The sequence below is a fragment of the Thiohalorhabdus sp. genome (genome assembly GCF_046545655.1).
Classification (GTDB): Bacteria; Pseudomonadota; Gammaproteobacteria; order Thiohalorhabdales; family Thiohalorhabdaceae; genus Thiohalorhabdus.
Window position 1 is genome coordinate 1 of the sequence record NZ_JBKGZG010000045.1, and the last position, 20,167, is coordinate 20,167.

A 20,167-nucleotide genomic window follows, 5' to 3' on the forward strand; every position below is an offset into this window, starting at 1 on the left:
AGGTGGAGACCCCCCTGGGGAGGGAGCCCGCTGTAGGAGAAGCCTGCTGTAGGAGCGGTCAGCGGCCGCGACCGGCACAAAGGCCAGATTCGTCGCGGCCACTGGCCGCTCCCTCAATCCCGTTTCCGCGGTAGGGGGCATAAGAGATTTTCGGGTTGTGCCCTATTGGCTATGAGGGGGCAACGGCAGAGAAAGGAGCCGGCATGGGCGGGCGTGGATTCACGATGCTAGGGGTTTTGGTCGTGGCCGTAGCGGGCGGGGCTTTGGCCTGGTGGGCCCTACAGCCGGGCGCGGCGAAGGACGAGGCCACGGCCGCCTTCCTGGACCGCTTCTGGAGCCATCCGGTCCCGGCCCAGGGGCCGCCGCCGGAGGGGTACACGCCCCTGGAGGCCTCCCTGGACCCGGAAGACTGCCGCTCCTGCCACCCGGACCGCTTCGCGGAATGGGACGCCAGCCTGCACAGCGAAACCATGGGGGCGGGGGTCTGGTGGCAGTTCCGGGTCAAGAGCCCCGAGCAGGTGAAGGAGTGCGCCCGCTGCCACGCCCCCATGGCCGAGCAGCTCGCCCTCACCGGGCGGGACCTGGACTGGGAGGACGGCGGCGGGGCGCCGCCGGAGCACGTCCCCGCGGACCTGCACCGCAAGGGGCTGGTGTGCGCCGCCTGCCACGTGCGCGGCCACAAGCGCTTCGGCCCCCCGGCGGAGGATCCCTTGCCCGCCGAGCGCGCCCCCCACGACGGCTTCGTCGCCACCGAGGCCTACCGCTCCAGCCGCTTCTGCGCCGAGTGCCACCAGTTCCCGGAGGACGGCCCCAAGCTGAACGGCAAGCTGCGTGAGGACACCTACGAGGAGTGGCGGGCCAGCCGCTACGCCGAGGAGGGGGTGACCTGCCAGTCCTGCCACATGCCGGACCAGGAGCACCGGTGGAAGGGGATCCACGACCCCGGGATGGTGCGGGAGGCCGTCACGGTGGACGTAGGCGCCGAGGAGGCCGGGGACGGGGCGTACCGCGTCACCGGAAAGGTGGCCAACACGGGGGCCGGCCACAAGTTTCCCACCTACCTGACCCCCAAGGTCTACGCCCGCTTGGTGCTGGAGGACGCCGACGGCGAGGTCCGCGAGGAGCTGGACCGGGCGGTGATCGGCTGGGGGGCGGACGTGGAGATGAAGGAGGAGCGCTTCGACACCCGGCTGTCCCCCGGCGAGGCCGTGCGCCTGCAATCGGAGGCCCGGCTGCCGGAGGAGGCGGCGGGCTGGCGGGTGGCCCTGCACCTGGACGTGGCGCCCCAGGAGCACTACGAGCGGCTGTTCCGCCACATGTTCGAGCAGGCGGACAAGATGAGCGCGGAAACGGTGGACACGCTGGAGCAGGCCCTGAAAGAGGCGGTGGCCACCCGGTTCCGGGCGTTGAGCGAGCGGATGCCCCTGGACGGGGAGGGCTGAAGCGAGTCGCGCACCGAAGTGCGCTCCTGCTGTCCTGTCGCAGAAATTCTTTCTCTACGCTTTGGGCCGGACCCGGGACGCGGGGCAAGCCCTCCAGGCTCCAAGGGGCCCTGCCCTGCGGGCATCCTGTCAGTCGCCTTTCGGGCGTACCCCGCATCCCGGGGAGCCCATTTGGGGTACGAAGTTCTGCGACAGGACACTACGGGGGCGGTCGTTTATGACCCGGTTATGGCTACCCTCCCGTAGGAGCCCGCTTTAGCGGGCGAATGGCCCCTTTCGCACGGTGCCCATGATGGGCGTCCCCTGTTTCGCCCACTAAAGTGGGCTCCTACGCAGGCTCCTACGGTGGGCTCAAGCATTGAGGATTCGTGCTGGATTCCTGCCGGCGCCGGTTTTTTTCTCCTCCCTTACTATCCATTCTCCTTTCCCCTTGGTTCTTTCCGGCTCGACCTGTCCGGTCCCCATTGCAAAAAACGTCCGGGCGCGGGAGCTGTGGCCTTGTGCAATGGCCCTGTTTGCCGCGAACATGGTTAATTTTCTGATTTTAAAAAATAAATGCTATTGGCACGGAAGGTGCTTCTTGGAGGGCAAAACAGGCGGACTGCACGGCGGAGGCGGAAATGGCGGGGCTGCGGTTCTTGGTGGTGACGGTGCTGGCCCCGGCTCTCCTGGCCGGATGCGCGGCCAACGGCGGCCCGGAAGACGCCTCGGCGGAGCAAGGGCTGCGCTACAAGGGCGAGGGACCGCCCTGCATGTGCAGCTCGGGCCTGAGCGAGTCCGAAGTCCGGGAGGCCGAGCGGTCCGACGAAGAGTAGTCCCAACGGAAACGGGTACACCCAAGGGAAGGGGGTCGTTCATGAAACGTTTGCTTCGTGCTGCAACGAGTCGGCTGGGTATGGCCGGGGGTGCGCTGGCCGTGGTGGGCGCGGTCACGGCGCTGGCCTTGTCGGGCGCGGAACAGAACCCGGAGGCGGAGGCCCTGGATGAGCTGGCCGCTGCCGAGCGGGTCGAGCAGGGCTGGGGGGACCGGGTCCTGTCCTCCATCCATCATGGGGTTCTGGAGCAAGCGCCCATCGACGTGGCCAACGCCTGCGGCATGGGGGCCACCTCCTGTTTCAAGTGCCACAACGAGGGCCGGCGCGGTCCTGAGCCGGAGGCCGATGCGGAATCCGATCCCTGGCATCCCGACCACGCGGAGGTGAACCACTCCTGCGACGGCTGCCATCAGGGCAATGAGCGGCTGATGGTCGAGGGGACCGCCCACGAGGACATGTTCCCGGACCCGCGCGAGCATCCGGAGACGGCCTGCGCCGAGTGCCACGAAGACGGCGAGGCGGATGACCTGCTGGAGACCTATCAGGCGGTGGACGACTAACGGGCGGAAATCCAGGAACGGAAGGGGGAATGCGAATGCATTCACAGCGTACGAACCAGCGGGGCGCCACCGTGCAGGGGCATTGGGGTGGCAGGATCCTGAAACGGGCTGGCTGGGGGGGGCTCCTCCTGGCGGTCGGCATGGGCTCCGCCCAGGCGGGACCAACGGTGGACTTCGACGACGAAGGCTTTGTTACCTTCAACTACGCGGCGCAGTTCTGGGGGCAGTACCAGGATTTCACCTCGCCCACCGACAACGGCTCCCAGACGGACTTCTTCCTGCGCCGCAACCGGCTGACCTTCAAGGGGCAGTGGTCCGATTACGTCGGCTTCTACGCCCAGCTGGAGGCTTCCAACGACGCCAAGGACCAGACGGTGACCAGCGGGGATAGCGTCTACTACAAGGACGCCTACCTGACCATGGACTTCTCCGACCCCCTGCGCTTCATGGTCGGCAAGTTCAAGAACACCTTCACCCGCGAAAACCTGGAGGCCTGCCTGGAGCCACTGACCCTGGACCGGGCGGAGACCATCGCCTACACGCCCTTCGGCCGCAGCCGGGACGTGGGCGCGGCCATGTGGGGCAACCTGCTGGACGCCCAGATGCAGTACCGGGTGATGGTGGCCGACGGCCGTGAGGCCGACGAGGTGGTGCAGGATTCCCCCCGGGTGACCGGGCGGATCCACTGGTCTTTCCTGGACCCCGAGTACCAGTACGGCTACCGGGGCACCTACCTGGGCACCCAGCGGGTCCTGACCATCGGCGCCTCCTACGACTACCAGGCGGAGGTGGCTTACGGCGACCATCCCAACCTGTCGGACAGCAAGGACTACGACGCCTGGACGGCCGATCTCTTCTTCGAGTACCCGTTCAGCTGGGGAACGCCCACGCTCTCCGCGGCCTACATGGACTACAGCGTGGACGACGCCATCAATCAGAACCCGGACGACGATCTGCCCCTCACCAGCGAGCTGGATGCCTACTACGCCAAGGCGGGCTATCTTCTGCCCGGCACGGTGGGCCCCGGTCGCCTGCAGCTCTTCTACCGCCACGAGAACTCCGATTACAACGTGGACACCGGCTTCTACGACCAGACCTGGAACAGTGCCGGCTTCAACTATTACATTGATGGACAGCGTCTGAAATTTACCTTCGAATACGCCATGGTGGACTTCGATCAGCCCCGGGAGGGCGTGCCATCCCTGGAGGACTACGATCAGGCCACGGCCGGACTGCAGCTGATTTTCTAGCGGGCCGGGCAGGACGTCCCTTGACTACGCAGGATTGCGCCATGAAAGAGATTCTCTACCGGTATTCCGGGCTTCGCGCATGGTGGGTGGAGGGCGATCCACGCAGGCGCATTTCTGCGGGAGTCCTGCTCCTTCTGGGAGTAGGGCTCTGGGCGGCGACGGGGGCACCGGCGGATGGCCTTGCCGGCGCCTCCTTGCTTTCCGTCCTGGGACTCGCCATCCTTGTCACCTCCCGGGTGCGGAATGACGAAGTGGATCGGGAGGCCCGCGAGGAGGCCTTGCGGGCCCTTCACGACAAGATCGCCGAAGCCGGGGAAGGCTGTCTCCAGCCGGTGGAGGCGGGCGCCCTCGGGGGCCTCGATCCTCGTTTGTCCAGGATGGTCAGCGACTACAACCGAATGATCGAAAACCTGCGATCGACATTCAACTATGTCGAGGAATGCCAGAACAAGGTGCTCGCCGAGCGCAACAAGATCGACGCCCTGCTGCAGAGCCTGCCCGGAGCGTTGATCAGCGTCGACGAGAACCTGGTCATCACCACGGTGAACAAGCAGGCCGAGGAGATCATGGAGGGCCCGGCGGAGGCCCTGATCGGGCAGAACCTGTTCGAGCTCCTCGACCTCAACGAGGCGGACCGTTGCATCCTGCGGGACGCTTTCCTCTACAAGCGCCCCGTGCGCAACCAGGAGATCGCCCTGACCATCGGTCAGGAGCCGCGCGCCGTCTCCATCAACCTGTCCTTCCTCTCCCGGGAGGACACGGACATGGCGGCGGTGGTGACCCTCCAGGACATCACCGAGTACAAGCGCCTGCAGGAGAGCGTGTACACCCGGGAGAAGCTGGTGGCCATGGGCCAGCTGGCGGCCGGGGTGGCCCATGAGCTGAATACGCCCCTGGGCAACATCCTCGGCTATTCCCAGCTGATGCAGGAGTCCCTGGACGATCCGGAGCGCCTCGCCCACTACTCCGGGGTGGTGGTGGAAGAGGCCAAGCAGTGCTCCCGCATCGTCCAGGACCTGCTCAACTACGCCCGCAAGGACCAGTGCGTGGGCGAGACCTGCGGCCTCAATTCCCTGATCGGGGAGGTCAACGACACCTTCCTGAACTGCCGGCTGAAGCGGTTCAAGGTGGATCTGGAGACCGACCTGGACCCCGGGATCCCGGAGGTGGAGGGCGGCTGCGGCGAGCTCGACATCGTCTTCACCAACCTGATCCTCAACGCCATCCAGGCCCTCAAGGGGGCCGAAAACCCGCAGGTGCGGATCCGGACCTGGGAGGAGCCCAACGGCATGGTGGGGGCGAGCGTGGAGGACAATGGGCCGGGCATTCCGGCCGAGATCCGCAGCCGCGTCTTCGACCCCTTCTTCACCACCAAGGACGTGGGCGCCGGCAGCGGCCTGGGGCTCGCCATCTCCCAGGCCATGCTGTCGAAGCGGGGCGGCTACATCATGTACGACGCCGACTACCCCGACGGCGCCCGGTTCATCCTCCGTCTGCCCTCGGCCAAGGCCCATGAAGCTGGCGATTGATCCGGAAACCGATGAGGGCGCCGAGGAGGCCCGGGAGGACGTGGACCGCCTCCCCCGGATCCTGGTGTGCGAGGACGACCCCAAGATGTGCGAGCTGGTGGCCAGCGTCCTGAAGCCGCTGGAGGCGGAGGTGGTCGGCCTCACCGATTCCCAGGAGGCCCTGGACTACCTGGAGCGCAGCCGGGTGGAGGTGGTGGTCACCGACCTCAAGATGCCCCGGGTGGACGGGCTGGACGTGCTCCGCTTCGCCAAGCAGCAGGATTCCTCGGTCCAGGTGGTGATGATCACGGGGTACGGCACGGTGGAGTCCGCCGTGGAGGCCCTGAAGAGTGGCGCCTACGACTACATCCGCAAGCCCTTCGACAACGCCGAGCTCTACCACACGGTGGGGCGGGCCCTGGAGCACAACCGCCTGAGCATGGAGAACCGCCGGCTGCGGGCGGAGCAGCGGCTGTTCGGCAGCTCGGCCCTGATCGGCCAGTCCGCCGGGATGGTGGCCGTGCAGCGGCTGGTGGATGCGGCGGCCGCCTACGACTGCAGCGTGCTCATCGGCGGGCAGTCGGGCTCGGGGAAGGAGCTGGTAGCGCGCCAGATCCACACCCAGAGCCCGCGGGCCGATCACGCCTTCGTGGCCGTGAACTGCGCCGCCATCCCCGAGGACCTCATCGAGAGCGAGCTGTTCGGCTACCGGCGGGGCGCCTTCACCGGGGCCGACCGCGACAAGCCGGGCCTGTTCGAGGCGGCCAACGGCGGCACCATCTTCCTCGACGAGATCAACAACGCCTCTTTGTCCCTGCAGGCCAAGCTGCTGCGGGTCCTCCAAGACGGCGCCTACTACGCAATGGGCGACACCCAGCCCCGGACCACCGACGTCCGCGTGCTGGCCGCCAGCAACCGCGCCATCCCGGAGCTGATCGAGTCCGGCCACTTCCGGGGGGACTTGTTCTACCGCCTCAAGGTGATCGAGATCGATGTGCCCCCGCTCCGCGACCGGCGGGACGACATCCCCTTGCTGACCCAGTACTTCCTCCACAAATACACCCGCAAGTACGGCAAGAGCCTCAAGGGCGTCACCACGCCGGTGCTGGGCGCGCTCATGCGCTACGACTGGCCTGGCAACGTGCGCGAGCTGGAGAACCTGGTCCAGCGCATGGTGATCCTCGCCGAGGGGGAAAAGATCGACACCGACGTGCTGCCGCCGGAGCTCCAGCAGCCCGGGGAGGTGGTTGGCCGGGCCTTGGACCACATCCCCCCGCAGAGCCTCGAGGAGGTGGAGGCCTACTTCATCAGGAAGACCCTCCACGAGACGGAAGGGGACCGGGCCCTGACCGCCGAGATCCTGGGGATCAACAAATCCACCCTCTGGCGAAAGATCAAGAAGTACCAGCTCGAGGGCGGTGCCGCAGACGGGGTCTGAGCCCGGGGATCCGATCCCGTGCGGCGGGCCCGTGACCGAGGCCCTGGATTCCTTCCCGCCGGTCGGACCCCCCTCCTCGATTTCCCGCCTATCCCGGCCTCCCACCACCTTGAAACCGTGCCATCCCGGGGACGGCTTCCCGTTGCCCGCAAGGGGTTCGCCGAGGGCGGGTCCGGGTTCGCCGGTCCGGAAGCCCCTAAGCCCCACCGGGTTGAACCCGCAGCCCATTGCAGAGCCCATCTTGGCCGTCCATAAGGAAAAGAATGATCCCCTTATCCGCCCTTCCAGACGGGGAGGGCCTGCGATCCGGGTGGAGGCACGTGATCCACGGAATGGGCCGGAGGGCAAGGGTGCTGGCGGGGCTGTGGGGCTTGGAACGAACCTCCCGGGTGGCCCCGCGGGTGGACATGCTCTCCCGGGGATTCCTGTCCAAGCGCCGGCGCATGTACCCCTTCCACGCCTACCCCCGGGACCGTTTCTTGACCGATTGGGAGGTGGAGCTGCGCTTCCAGGCCATCAATCCCGCGTTCGTGAAGGAGCTTCTGGGCAACAAGCTCGCCTTCCACCTGTTTCTGCGGGATTTTGGGCTGGACGGCCATTCCTGCGGGCTCGTGGGACTGCTCGCTCAGGGCTCCTTCGTTCCCACCGGGGGAACGGTGGACCTTGAGGAGGCCCTGCTGGGAAACGGGCGGCTGTTCCTGAAACCGGTATCCGGAGGGGGGGGCCGGCGGTGCCGGATGGTGGAAGAGCCCGGGGAGCTGCCCGGGGAGGGGGTGTGGCTGCTGGAGCGCGAAGCGGCGCCTCATACCTATGCCTCGTCCATTTTCCCGGACGCCCTGAACACCCTGCGGGTGCTGGTTCTGAGGGACGATCGTGGGGCCTTCGTGGCCGGGGTCGCCCATCGGTTCGGGGCCTCCAGGGAAGTCCCGGTGGACAACTTCTCGCAGGGGGGAGTGGCCTGCGGGGTGGACCCGGAGCGCGGCGTGCTGGGCCGGGGGGTTACGGAGCCGGGCCTCTACCCTCGGGATGTTCACGACCACCATCCGGTGACGGGGAAGCGACTGGAGGGGGTCCAGGTGCCCTACTGGGAGGACCTCATGGAATTGGCGGTGGAGTTGACGGAGGCGGTCCCGGGCCTGCGGTATGCCGGCTGGGATATGTTTCTATCCCCGGAGGGCCCGAAGGTCATCGAGGGGAACGGAAACGTGGCCAACCCCAACAACCTCCTCCAACCGCATTCGCCGATGCTGACCAGCATGAGAACCGTGGCGTTTTTCCGGGACCATCATGTGCTCTCCGAAAAGCGGGCCAAGGCCCTGATCCGGAAGCTGGGTGCGGCCTGAGGGGGGTGTCGCCCCCTCCGGCCTCTTGTGGAATGAGGACGCTCATGCATCTCCGATCGTTCCCCGATGGACTGGCGCAGGCCTTCCGGCGCGTGGGGCTGGGGCTCCGGCGCCGGGTCCATTGGGGGTCCCGGGGCGCGCGGCTCCTCATCGACGCCATCCTCTACCCCTCGGACCTGTACGCCTCCGTGACCACGCATCGGGAGAAAATCGGTCCGGTGCCGCGCCTCTGGGCCCCGCGGACCTTCAACGAGCACATCCAGGCCCGGAAGCTGTTCGACCGCGATCCGGTCTACACCCGCCTGGCCGACAAGCTCGAGGTGCGGGAGTACGTGGCCCGGGAGGCGGGGAGCGACTATCTGCCCGCTCTGTACTGGCAGGGCGAGGATATCCGGGAGGCTCCTCGGGCGGACCTGCCGCCCCGCTTCGTCATCAAGTCCAACCACGCGGTGGGCACGGTGATCCTGGTGGAGAGCCCGGCGGAGGTGGATTGGGCGGAGGTGGGGCGCCAGACCCGCGGCTGGCTGGAGATGGACATCTCCACGCTCATGGGGGAGTGGCACTACCGATGGATCCCGCCGCGGCTCTATATCGAGGAGCTGCTGCCGGCCCCGGCGGGGCAGTCCGCCCCCGTGGACTACAAGATCTTCTGCTTCGGCGGCCAGCCGGTCTTCATCGAGGTCATGCTGGGGCGGGGCCGGGACCCCCGGATCCTTATGACGGATCCGGATCTCCGTCCGCTGCCGGTACGGGGCAAGGCCCCGGCCCCGGAGGAGCCCCTGGAGAAGCCCGTCAACCTGGCGGAGATGCTCTGGGTGGCCGAGCGCCTGTCCCGCCACTTCCGGTTCGTGCGCGTGGACCTCTACAACATCGAGGGCCGCGTGGTCTTCGGCGAGCTTACCTTCACTCCGGCCGGCGGCGCCATGCAGCTGGACCCCGGCGATTGGGACTACTGGCTGGGGGAGCATTTCCGGAACGCAGCGACAATGCCGGAAAGGGATCCCGCCCGGCCACACCCCACCCGGCGCAGGTGGGTGGGGTCGGTCCTATAGGTTCCGGTTCGGGCTGGTGATGTAGGGAACCAGGTAGACCCGGATCTCGGCCCATAGGGGATGGTTGGTCAGTGCCACCGAAAGGAGCCAGGCGACCGCGGCCAGAAGAATCCCGCAAGCGAGGTATAACAGATCGGGCTCCGGGAGGAGGCCGAACCCCTGGAAAAGGACCAGGGGCCCGGCGGTTGCCACGGTCACGACCGCTCCACGGACCAACCCCGTCCTCGTGTCCAAGAGGGAAAGGCCAAGCTTCTCGGTCAGTACCCGGTTCAGCGTGAAGGCCCGGATGAGCTGCATCCCGATGACAGCAAAGGCGACGAACAACAGGCCGAATATGGAGGCGATCCCGATCAGGAGCAATCCGATGCCGTTGGATACCGCCTGCGATTTGAATAGCTCCCGGGTGTAGTTGTTGGTCACCAGAAGCTGGGGAATCAAAGAGGTAACCAGCTGGACCATCCCGGCAATGCAAAGCACCTGCGCAATGGGGATGGACGGGATCCATTGAGCGCCGTAGATCACGGGTACCAGGGCGTCCATCAGCACCGCCGCCACCGTGAAGAAAGGCCAGCCGATCCCGATCATCAACTCGGTTGCCCGCAGGAATAGGGGCAGGGTTCCCCGCTCCCCGTAATCCCGCATCTCTTTCCCGAACAAGGGGCCCGCCACCGGATGGACCGCTGAGGTGACGAGCCGCTGGAAGATCTCCCGGATGCCTTCGGCGCGCGTGAACAGGCCGGCGGCCTCCATGCCCGCCGCCTTGCCGAGGAACAGCTCCGGACTGCCCCGGCTCAGCTCGGTCAGGATGCTGCTGCCGGTGGTGAAGCCCGAAAACCGGGCGATTCCGGATACGCCCCGGAAGCGGGGCAATACCGGAAAGCCTTCGGGGCGGCGCAGGTGCAAAATCAGAATGCCGGCGACCGTGCCTGCGGGGGCCGCCCAGGCCAGGCTGATTGCGCCAAAACCGGCCAGCGCGAGCCCGATGGCCGTGCCGACGGAGACAATCTTGTCCGTCAGCCGGACGAAGTACATGTACCCGAATTGGAAATTCCGGCGGAGCCAGGCCGTTAAAACCGAGCCGAACGGGACCACCAGAAAGTTCAGGGCCAGGACCAGGACGATGTTCGTGAGCTCGCCGTTGTCGTAAAGCTCTGCCAGAGGGACGCTGAGAAGGAGCAGGGACAGCGCGACCCCCCAGCCCATCAACAGGGTTAGGCCATGGGAGAGTCGCAGCTTCTCCTCGTTCAGGTCCGGCTCCCGGATGACGTACTGGGTGATTCCGAAATCCCGGAGTATGTGCGCGAAGCCCACGAAGATGGCGGCAATGGAGAAGAGGCCGATCTGGTCCGGGGTCAGGATCCGGGCGATGATGGCCGAGCTGATGAAGTTTATGAAAAACAAGCTGTACTTTTCAGCGACGGAAATGGAGAGGATGCGCCGGGTACCCATAGAGCATGTCCAATTGCGGGGGAGAGGGACCGGACCTGCTACGTGTCCTGGTACCGGGCGAATGGCGGAAAGACCCTCCGAGGCCTACGGGGTAGCGGGGTCCTTCCGCCCCGGCCCTTCCGGGCCAGCGGCTTTCCCCCTTCGGGGCCAGGGCATGCTGTACCGGAGGATCCGGCCAAGATCCCGGGGCAGGCCCGCCCAGAGCCGTGGCCGGTACCCCAGGCCCGCCAAAGCGCGCCAGGCCCGCAGATAGGTCCCCGTTCCCTGCCTGGAGGCCCTCGTGAGCAGGCGGCTGGCGACCTTTTCCAGTTCGGCAGCGGTCGCCTGGCGCTCCTCTTCGATCAAGCCGATCTCCCCGGCGTTCTTCAGCAGCCCATCCAGCATCTGGACGACATAGACCTTGCGCTGGGTCTCGTTCCCAGCGGCGGTCAGGTTGCCGGAATGCATGCGTGTCCGGGCCAGCGGCTTGGCGAGAAACAGGAAGGGACTGGCCAGGGCCGCCCGAAGCAGGAATTCCCGGTCCTGCCCCATATAAAAGCGCTCATCGAACCCCCCCATCCCGAGGGCGAAGGAACGGTCGACCAGAACGGCCGACATGGGGAGGAAGTTCCCGGGGAGCAGGCTCCTGAACGGCCGGTCCAGCCGGTAGAGGGGCGGGGATTCCCGCACTTTCGTACCCACGGGAATGGCACGGCCACTACCTATGAGCGGTCCCTCGCTCTGCCCCTCCCCGAATTGGATGCCATCCGCGAAGACGATCCGTGCTTCCGGAGCCGTGCCGAGGGTCGCCTCCAGGGATGCCAAGAGCTCCGGCTCCCACAGGTCGTCGGCGTCCAGGAAGGCCACCCATTGGCCACTGGCCTCCATCAGGCCCCTGTTCCTCGCCGCCGATGGCCCTCCATTCTCCTGCTCGACCAGAACCAGGGACAGGTTCGGGTGGCGGCGCGACCATTCCCGGACCACCTCGGCGGTTCCGTCGGTGGAACCGTCATCCACTACAAGGACCTCCTCCGGGAGCCGCTTCTGCTGCAGGATGCTGTCCAGGGTTTCCGTGATCAGGCGTTCCCGATTGTGCGCGGGTATTACTGCCGATATGGATGCCATCACGGCCTCCGTTTGACTGAAGCTGTGGCCCGGATCGCCCGGATGCGATCGCGGGAGGCCGGCGCTAGGGGTCCCGGACCTCCTCGGTTTCCCCGGGGATCAGATTGAGGTCGCCGGTGGATTCCAGGGAATGACGGGCGATGGACCGGAGGTGGTGAAGCCCGGACAGGACGATCAGGGGCCACGTCTTTACCTGGCGCGGATTGTAGAAGGCGCTCTTGATGAATGCCGAGAAGGCGGTCTGGAAGTTCTGCGCGTTCTTGTTCTTCCAGCCGTAGAGGAACCACAGATAGGCGAGGTTGGCCTTCACCATGCGCCGGTCCGCCTGGTTCCCGTCCGGGCCGTAAACTCCCCACCGGTTGAGGGCCTCCTCGATGATCTCGGCGGCGTAGTTCCGGGCTGGACAGCCCGCGGTAGTGTTCCGGGGATGCTTCCGATAGAGGGCCATTTCATGGCTCAGCATGTGGATCTCGGTAACGCGGGATGCCCGCAGCCAGTACTCGAAATCCTGACCCTGTTTCAGGCTCTCGGTAAAACCGCCGATCCGCTGGAACAGCTCGCGTTTCATCATCACTACCGACGTCCAGACGGCGAAATCGTGCAGCAGCTGGGTGTAGAGCCATCCGGAGCAGGCTGGCACCACCGACAGGTCGTCCCCTTCCCCCTCGTCGGCGGTTGAATTCCCCTCCAGCGGGTCCCGGGTGTCCTCCATCCACCGTTCTTCCCACTTTCCGTAGCTCATGAGGACGTGCGGATTGCGCTCCATATAGGTGACCTGGCGGGACAGCTTGCCCGGCAGCCATACGTCGTCCGCGTCCAGGAAGGCGATGTATGCTCCCCGGGCGCATTCCAGCCCCTTGTTCCGGGCGGCGGCCGCCCCGGCGTTGGCCTGGGTTAGGACCCGGATGTGTCCTGCATACCCTTCCAGGACCGCCCGAGTGTCGTCCGTCGAGCCGTCGTCCACCACGATGATTTCCTTGCGGGGGTAGTCCTGGGCCAGGACGCTATCCAGGGCAGCGCCGATGTACTGGGCCGCGTTGTAGGCCGGAATGATGACGGAGACCAGCGGCCAGTCTTCCCCAATGTCCTCCGATGGGCCCTTGCCGGACCGGATTCCATGGCCCGTATCCGGTTTCTGCTCCGGAACAGGAGAAAAAAGGCTGTGCGGGAAAGGGTCCTGCCTTTCGCGCAGGGCCGGGGGCGGGAGGGTGGTGGCGTTTCGCATTGCTTTCCCCGAATTGGGTTGTAACTGTTTTTTCGTTGAATTGTGTCCGAAAGCTTATTTCTCCCCATTCAAAAACCGGGCCAGGTGGAATTTTCATTAAAAACAGATGGCAACAAAAATTTTTTCAATAAATATGGTAAGACCCGAATCCTTTTGTAAAAGAAAGCGACATGGACCGCCCCTCGCTTCGGGTCGCCGAAATGTCCAATGTCGGGTTTCGTTTCGGGACGGAGCCATCCCGCAGGGGGGCTTCACGGAACTAGCGTCCGGAACGGCGTCCGGGAGCATCCGGGTGGGAACCTGATGTCCTCGACAGAGGGATGTAAGGAATCTCGACGGTGGAAGGGGGTGATGCCGGGGCCGCAGCCCGCTGGCGGTGCCTGCGAAGCGAGCTAGCGTAGGCGGTGCCGCGCCGGGTGAGAGGCTTGCAGTGGGAGGAAGGCAGAGGACAGGCGGGGACGGCCCCGCCTGTATGATTTCTCTACAGGTTGCCTTTGACTACGCTGCTGGGCACCTGCTTGCCCCGGCTGCCGCGCGTGCGCACGTACTCCTTGAGCGTTTCCGGGGAGAGGGTGACGGTTTTGCCGCCCTTGCCCGGCAGGGCCAGCCCCGCCTCGTCCACCCGCTCCACCCGCGCCAGGGCCTCGCCTTCCTTCAAGTCCATGAGCTTGACCCCCTTGCCGGAGGTCATCTCCTTGATCTCCCCGGCGGGGAAGACGGCCAGGTGGCCGCTGTCGCTGACCGTGGCCACCTGGTTGCCGTGGGCGGCCAGGGGCAGGGGCGGCAGGACGCCGGCGCCCTTCAGGGACTTGAGCACCGCCTTGCCGTTCTTGGTGCGGCCCAGCAGGTCGCCGAAGGTGGTGATGAAGCCGTAGCCGGCGGTGGAGGCGAGCAGGAAGCGGTCCTCGGCCTCGCCGATGACCATGCCCGCCACGCCCGCGCCCTGCAGGTCCACCAGCGAGGAGAGCGGGGTGCCGTAGCCGCGGCCTCCCGGGGCTTCGTTGGCCGACAGGGTGTAGGCCCGGCCGTTGGTGCCGAGCACCACCACCGACTTGGTGGTGCGGGTCTCCACGGCGGCCAGGGGGCCGTCGCCGTCCTTGTGGGGCACGGAGGTGAGATCGAGGCCGTGGCCCTGGCGGGAGCGGAACCAGCCCTTGCGCGACAGCAGCACGGTGACCGGCTCGTCCACCACCGGGGCCTCCATGGCCACGGGCTCGGAGTCCTCGATCAGGGTGCGGCGGTCGTCGCCGTAGGCTTCGATATCCGCTTCCAGCTCCTCGACGATCTTGTCCGTCATGGCGTCGTGGCTGTCCAGCAGGTGCTCCAGGGTTTCCTTCTCGCTCCGCAGGTCGCTGAGCTTCTGGTCCACCTTGAGGGTGTCCATGCGGGTGAGGCGGCCCAGGGGGATGGCGAGCACGTCGTCGGCCTGGGCCTCGGTGAGGGCGAACTGCTCCATGACGCCGGCCTTGGCCTCGGCGTAGTCCTCGGCGTTGCGCACGATGGCGATCACCGCGTCGATGTCGAGCAGGACCGCGCGGCGGCCCTCCAGGATGTGGATGCGGTTGTCCACCTTCTCCAGGCGGGCGCGGCTGCGCCGGGTAACCACCTCGCGCCGGAAGGTGGTCCAGCCCGCCAGCACCTCCTTCAGGCCCAGCTCCTTGGGGCGGCCGTCGAGATCGATGAAGGTGAGGCTCACCTTCTGGCGCACCTCCAGGGAGGTGAGGCCCATGAGGAAGGCCATGAGCTCCTCGGGCTTCTGGCGCTTGGACTTGGGCTCGATCACCAGCCGCACCGGGCCGGTGTCCTGGCCGGCCTGGTTGGACATGCCGCCCACCTGGCCCAGGACCGCCTGCTTCTTGGCCTTCTGGTCGCTGGTGATGTCCTTCTTGCCCTTCTTGGGCTGCGGATTGGCCAGCGCGTCGATCTCGGCGAGGATCTGCTCGGTGGAGCCGCCCGGTGGCAGCTCGGTGACCACCACCTGCCAGTCGCCGCCGGCCAGCTTCTCCACCTCCCAGCGCGCCCGCAGGGTCAGCGAGCCGCGGCCCTTTTCGTAAAGCGCGGCCAATTCCTCGCGGGAGGCGCACACCTGGCCGCCGCCGGGGAAGTCCGGGCCCTGGATGTGCTCCAAAAGGTCCGCGGTGGTGGCGTCGGGGTTGCGGTACAGGGCAATGGCCGCGGCCCCCACCTCGCGCAGATTGTGGGAGGGCACGTCGGTGGCCAGGCCCACCGCCACGCCGGGCTGGGCGTTGAGGAGGGCCATGGGCACCCGCGCCGGCAGCACCTCCGGCTCCTGCTCGGCGCCGTCGTAGTTGTCGATGAAGTCCACCGTGCCGCGGTCGGTCTCGCCGAGCAGCACCTCGGAGAAGGGGGTGAGGCGCGCCTCGGTGTAGCGCATGGCGGCGGCGTTGTCGCCGTCGGGGGAGCCGAAGTTGCCCTGGCCGTCCACCAGCGGGTAGCGGAAGGTGAAGTCCTGGGCCATGCGCACCATGGCGTCGTAGGCGGCCTGGTCGCCGTGGGGGTGGTACTTGCCGATCACCTCGCCCACCACCCGGGCCGATTTCTTGTGGTCGGTGTCGGCGCGCAGGCCCAGCCGGTGCATGGCGTAGAGGGTGCGGCGCTGCACCGGCTTGAGGCCGTCGCGCACGTCGGGGATGGCGCGCCCCTTCACCACCGACAGGGAGTAGGCCAGGTAGGAGCGGCCGAGGTGCTCGCGCAGGTCCAGCCAGTCCTCGCCGCGCTCGCCGTCGCGGGCGCCGGCGAAGGTCGTCAGGTCAGCCATGGGAGTTCCTTATAACAGGAAGAAACGTCATAAACAGAAATCCATTTTTGGTTAAGATGGAAAGGCTTGTTCATCAACCCGGTAGGACCGCAAAGGACGTCAGGTGTCCGCGGCCTCGAGGAGACTATCGTAGGAGCCCACTTCAGTGGGCGATCCTGGGCCGGACTCCGGCGCCTGCTCAAGAAATCGCTCGCTAAAGCGAGCTCCTACGGGAGAGCGTTTCCGAAGGCTGCGGCGGGGCCGGGGCTCCTTCCGGTGCCTCTTCGGGCTAGATATCGGCTTCCACCTGATCGCCGTTGGCCTCGATCCAGGCCCGGCGCGCCGCCGCCTCGCGCTTGCCCAGGCAGCGGTTCACCTCGTTCCAGGTCTCCTGCTCCTCGTCCTCGGGCACGAACAGCGGCAGTAGGCGCCGCGTGTCCGGGGAGAGCACCGTCTCCCAGAGCTGCTCGGCGTTCATCTCGCCGAGGCCCTTGAAGCGGTAGGCCTTCACCTTCTCCGGGTCGATGCCCTCGTCGGCCAGCTTCTCCAGGGTGGCGGCCTTCTCCGGCTCGTCGAGCACGTAGAGCTTGCGCGCCGGCTTGCCCTTGCCCTGGGCGGGGATGTCGAGCCGGAACAGCGGCGGATGGGCCACGAACAGGTGGCCGCGCTCGATGATCTTGGGGAAGTGGCGCAGGAACAGGCCGATGAGCAGGGCCTGGATGTGGGCGCCGTCCACGTCGGCGTCGGCGAGGATGACGATCTTGCCGTAGCGCAGGCCGGAGAGGTCGGCCTCCTCGTCGAAGCCGTGGGGGTCCACGCCGATGGACACGGCGATGTCGTGCACCTCGCGGTTGCCGTAGAGCTCGCCGCTGTCCACCTCCCAGGTGTTCAGCACCTTGCCGCGCAGGGGCAGCACCGCCTGGGTGTCGCGGTCGCGGGCCTGCTTGGCGCTGCCGCCGGCGGAGTCCCCCTCCACGATGAACAGCTCGGTGCGGGCGGGGTCGTCGGATTCGCAGTCGGTGAGCTTTCCGGGCAGGGTGGCCAGCGATCCGCCGCGCTTCTTGGCGGATTTCTTGTTGGCCTGCTGGCGCTCCCGGGCCGCGGCGATGGCCAGCTCGGTGATGGCCTTGCCGGACTCCGGATGCTCGTTGAGCCACAGCTCGAAGCGGTCGCGGAACAGGGTGGTCACCAGCTTGGCCGCCTCGCGGGAGGTGAGCTTCTCCTTCACCTGGCCCTGGAACTGGGGGTCGAGGAGCTTGGCGGAGAGCAGGAAGCAGGCCCGGCTCCAGATGTCCTCGGGGGCCAGCTTCACGCCCCGGGGCAGGAGCTGGTGGTGCTCGGCGAAGGCCCGGATGGCCTCCGTGGCCCCGGTGCGCAGGCCATTGACGTGGGTGCCGCCCTGGGCGGTGGGGATGAGGTTGACGAAGGACTCGCCGAGCCCCGCGCCTTCGGCCACCCAGGTGATGGCCCAGTCCACCCCCTCGCCGGGCTGGAAGTCCCCACCCGCTTCCGGGCCGTGGAACCGGCCGGCGGCGTAGACGGGGCAGACGGTTTCCCGGCCGTCGAGCAGCTCCTCCAGGTACTGGGCCATGCCGTTCTCGTAGGCCCAGGCCTCCACCACGGGGTCGCCTTCCTCCTGCTCCCGGACCAGCTCCACCCGCAGGCCCGGCAGCAGGATGGCCTTGGTGCGCAGCAGGCGCCGCAGGGGATCCAGCAGGATGCGGCCGTCGTCGAAGTAGCGCTCGTCCGGCCAGGCGCGGATGGTGGTGCCGGTGGTGCGCTTGGCCACGGTGCCGGTCTGGGTGAGGGGCTCGTCCACCTCGCCGCCGGCGAAGGCCATGCGATGCTCGGCGCCGCCGCGCCGGACGGTGACCTCCAGCCGCCGGGAGAGGGCGTTGGTCACCGCCACGCCCACCCCGTGCAGGCCGCCGGAGATGCCGTAGACGCTGTCCCCGCCCTTCTGGAACTTGCCACCGGCGTGGAGGGTGGTGAGGATCACCTCCACGGCGGGCTTGTTCTGCGCCTTGTGGTGCTCCACCGGGATGCCCCGGCCGTCATCCTCCACGGACACCGAGCCGTCCGTGTGCAGGGTGACCCGGATCAGGGAGGCGTGGCCGCCCAGCGCCTCGTCGGCGGCGTTGTCCACCACCTCCTGGATGATGTGGTTGGGGGCGGAGGTCTCCGTGTACATGCCCGGGCGCTTGCGCACCGGATCCAGCCCCTCGAGGACGGTGATGTCCTCGGCGGAGTAGCCGCCTTCCTTGCCCATGATCCGTGTCTCCGCGGCGTTTTCGGGAATGGGTTTCGGCCGTTCCGGCGACGCGGCTCGCGGGGCCGCTGCCGGGTCGGCGGGACACTCTAACGGAATCGGGAGGAAAAGTAAGGGGAAGAGCCGCGGTTGAAAACACCCCCATAGGTTGGCTCCGGATGGGGGGCGCGTGGCGAGGGTACCCACAGGGCGGGGCCAAGCAAAAAGCCCGGGGGTCGCCCCCGGGCTTTGGAACCGCTCCATTTCGCCGGGACCCGTGCCCCGGCACCGCGCGGCCGGCTGGCTACGGCTCCTCGGCGAGGTGGAAGGTCCAAGTCTCCGGGGTCTCGCCATCGCCGGCGTTTTCGTCCTCCTTGGCCAGGAAGACGTAGGTCCCGGTCTTGGGGTCCCGGGCCAGGGTGTCCCACTTGGCGTGGGCGTCCATGGGCCCATCGCCGTCCAGCTCGAAGTCGGACCAGCGGTCCGCTTCGGGGTCGTAGGTCCACATGCGCAGGCGACCGTCCACCTTCTTGGCCACCAGGGCCTTGCCCAGCTCCGGGGCCCACTCGATGGAGAGGGAGGCGCCCACGGGCTCGCCGTTGTGGCGGAGCTGGGCCATCTCCTTCACCTCGCCGGTGCGGAAGTTCATCTGCTGCCAGCGCTGCTGGGCGTAGACGGTGCTCCAGCCGGTCTCCGGGTCCAGGGCGCTGTACACCTCGGTGTATTTGCCGCCCGTGGAACCGTCCGTGACCACGGTGTCCCAGCCCCCGGTCTCCGGGTTGTAGGCCCAGGCGCGCTCGCTGTAGCCGCTTCCGGCCACGGTGACCACGGTGTCCAGCTCGGGGTCGTAGGAGAGGTCCCAGATGGCGATCTGCCCCGAGTTGTCGAAGGGGAACGGGTCTTTGGCCAGGTCGGTCCAGGCGCCGTCGGCGTCCCCCTTCTCGGGGTCGTAGCACCACAGGCGCTGCTTGAGCAGGCAGTAGCCGTGGCCGGGCCACCAGGCCATCTGGCCGTAGGAGTGCTTGGTCACGGGCCGGCCGCGCGGCGAGAGCAGGTCCACTTCCCAGCCGCCGCGGCGGCTGTCGTCCATGGCCTCCTTCTCCTCCTGGGTGAGGTGGTCCCACTCCCAGACGTTCTCCCAGTTCTCCTCCTCGGTGAGCTGGACCCAGCGGTTGTTGGCGATGTCGTAGGCGTCCACGTCGTTGCCGGGGTGGGTCTTGTGGCCGCCGCCCCAGTAGTAGACGAAGCCGTCGCCGGCGGTCACGCCGGAGTAGGGGCGGTATTCGGGCTCGCCGGCGCCCGCCTCGGGGTCCTGCTTGATCCAGGTCCCCGCCGCGCCCTCCGCGGGGTCGCTCTTCGAGGGGTCCTGGTCGGTGGAGTCGGAGTCGCCCCCGGTCTGGTCTTCGGAACCGGAGCCCCCATCGGTGGAATCCTCGGAATCCGAGCCCTCTTCGGTGGAGTCCCCGGAGTCCGGGCTGTCGTCACCGGTATCGCCCGAATCCGTCCCCCCGTCGCCCGTGGTTCCGGATCCCCCCGTGCCGCCATCGGTGTCCGATCCCTCCTGGTCGGATCCGCCGGAACCGGTCCCGTCCGACCCGGAGGAGCCGCCGGAATCGCCGCCACTGCCGTCGGCGGACCCCTCCGTTTGCTCGGTCTCGTCGTCCGCGCCGGGCAGCCCGTCGGCGTTTTCCAGCTCCTCCCCGCAGGCGGTCACCAGCAGGGCGGCGCAGACCGCCGCGCTGGCGGGAAGAAACCGCCTCCCCCCATTACCTTGGGCCATTTGCTTCTCTCCTGATGTTCCAGTGGTCCCCGCGCCGGGCGGGGTGCTCGACAAAAAGGGGCCCGGGGCGTTGTCCCGGGCCCTCGCGTCGCTACGGTTCGGCCATGGGGCCCCTCGGCATCCGCTTACTGCGAGATGCTGTAGGCGCCCATGTTGTAGGCGTTGTCCCGGGGCTCGGTGGCCAGGGGATGCTTG

The 20,167-nt window shown here is 67.4% G+C and carries 14 protein-coding genes; 8 read left to right on the forward strand and 6 right to left on the reverse strand.

Annotated elements, in window-relative coordinates; genetic code table 11:
* Positions 1–242 precede the first annotated feature (242 nt).
* From ACLFRB_RS09925 to ACLFRB_RS09960, 8 genes are all read left to right on the forward strand, one after another.
* The gene (locus tag ACLFRB_RS09925) at positions 243–1,442 is read left to right on the forward strand and encodes an ammonia-forming cytochrome c nitrite reductase subunit c552 (RefSeq protein ID WP_411068853.1); all 1,200 of its coding nucleotides are present in this window, start codon (positions 243–245) and stop codon (positions 1,440–1,442) included.
* A gap of 620 nt (positions 1,443–2,062) precedes the next feature.
* Positions 2,063–2,257 (forward strand): hypothetical protein, encoded by a 195-nt coding sequence (locus ACLFRB_RS09930; RefSeq protein WP_411068854.1) that lies wholly within the window; start codon positions 2,063–2,065, stop codon positions 2,255–2,257.
* A 41-nt stretch (positions 2,258–2,298) separates the two neighbouring features.
* Entirely contained in the window at positions 2,299–2,817 is a 519-nt protein-coding gene (locus ACLFRB_RS09935; RefSeq protein ID WP_411068855.1) for a hypothetical protein, read from the forward strand.
* A 35-nt stretch (positions 2,818–2,852) separates the two neighbouring features.
* The gene (gene extI / locus ACLFRB_RS09940; RefSeq protein ID WP_411068856.1) at positions 2,853–4,067 is read left to right on the forward strand and encodes a selenite/tellurite reduction operon porin ExtI; all 1,215 of its coding nucleotides are present in this window, start codon (positions 2,853–2,855) and stop codon (positions 4,065–4,067) included.
* 41 nt (positions 4,068–4,108) lie between these two features.
* On the forward strand, positions 4,109–5,596 hold the full coding sequence (locus tag ACLFRB_RS09945) for a two-component system sensor histidine kinase NtrB (RefSeq protein ID WP_411068857.1): 1,488 nt from the start codon (positions 4,109–4,111) through the stop codon (positions 5,594–5,596).
* On the forward strand, positions 5,580–7,013 hold the full coding sequence (locus ACLFRB_RS09950) for a sigma-54-dependent transcriptional regulator (protein WP_411068858.1): 1,434 nt from the start codon (positions 5,580–5,582) through the stop codon (positions 7,011–7,013). Before ACLFRB_RS09945 ends, ACLFRB_RS09950 begins: the two co-directional genes overlap by 17 nt.
* Before the next feature lie 371 nt (positions 7,014–7,384).
* Entirely contained in the window at positions 7,385–8,356 is a 972-nt protein-coding gene (locus ACLFRB_RS09955) for a sugar-transfer associated ATP-grasp domain-containing protein (protein ID WP_411068859.1), read from the forward strand.
* Positions 8,357–8,400: 44 nt separating this feature from the next.
* Positions 8,401–9,408 (forward strand): ATP-grasp fold amidoligase family protein, encoded by a 1,008-nt coding sequence (locus ACLFRB_RS09960; RefSeq protein ID WP_411068860.1) that lies wholly within the window; start codon positions 8,401–8,403, stop codon positions 9,406–9,408.
* On the opposite strand, the gene ACLFRB_RS09965 is transcribed toward ACLFRB_RS09960, so the two are convergent.
* The 6 genes from ACLFRB_RS09965 to ACLFRB_RS09990 all read right to left on the reverse strand — a co-directional run bounded on the left by ACLFRB_RS09965 (position 9,403) and on the right by ACLFRB_RS09990 (position 19,972).
* Positions 9,403–10,809 (reverse strand): oligosaccharide flippase family protein, encoded by a 1,407-nt coding sequence (locus ACLFRB_RS09965; protein WP_411068861.1) that lies wholly within the window; start codon positions 10,807–10,809, stop codon positions 9,403–9,405. The two genes, ACLFRB_RS09960 and ACLFRB_RS09965, sit on opposite strands and share 6 nt — an antisense overlap.
* 132 nt (positions 10,810–10,941) lie before the next feature.
* A complete protein-coding gene (locus ACLFRB_RS09970; RefSeq protein ID WP_411068862.1) occupies positions 10,942–11,961 on the reverse strand; it encodes a glycosyltransferase in 1,020 nt (339 codons plus the stop codon).
* Positions 11,962–12,025: 64 nt separating this feature from the next.
* Positions 12,026–13,186 (reverse strand): glycosyltransferase family 2 protein, encoded by a 1,161-nt coding sequence (locus ACLFRB_RS09975; protein WP_411068863.1) that lies wholly within the window; start codon positions 13,184–13,186, stop codon positions 12,026–12,028.
* Positions 13,187–13,667: 481 nt separating this feature from the next.
* The gene (gene parC / locus ACLFRB_RS09980) at positions 13,668–15,965 is read right to left on the reverse strand and encodes a DNA topoisomerase IV subunit A (RefSeq protein ID WP_411068864.1); all 2,298 of its coding nucleotides are present in this window, start codon (positions 15,963–15,965) and stop codon (positions 13,668–13,670) included.
* 268 nt (positions 15,966–16,233) lie between these two features.
* A complete protein-coding gene (gene parE / locus ACLFRB_RS09985; protein ID WP_411068865.1) occupies positions 16,234–18,213 on the reverse strand; it encodes a DNA topoisomerase IV subunit B in 1,980 nt (659 codons plus the stop codon).
* Between the two features lie 283 nt (positions 18,214–18,496).
* The gene (locus ACLFRB_RS09990) at positions 18,497–19,972 is read right to left on the reverse strand and encodes a hypothetical protein (RefSeq protein ID WP_411068866.1); all 1,476 of its coding nucleotides are present in this window, start codon (positions 19,970–19,972) and stop codon (positions 18,497–18,499) included.
* Positions 19,973–20,167: the final 195 nt, after the last annotated feature.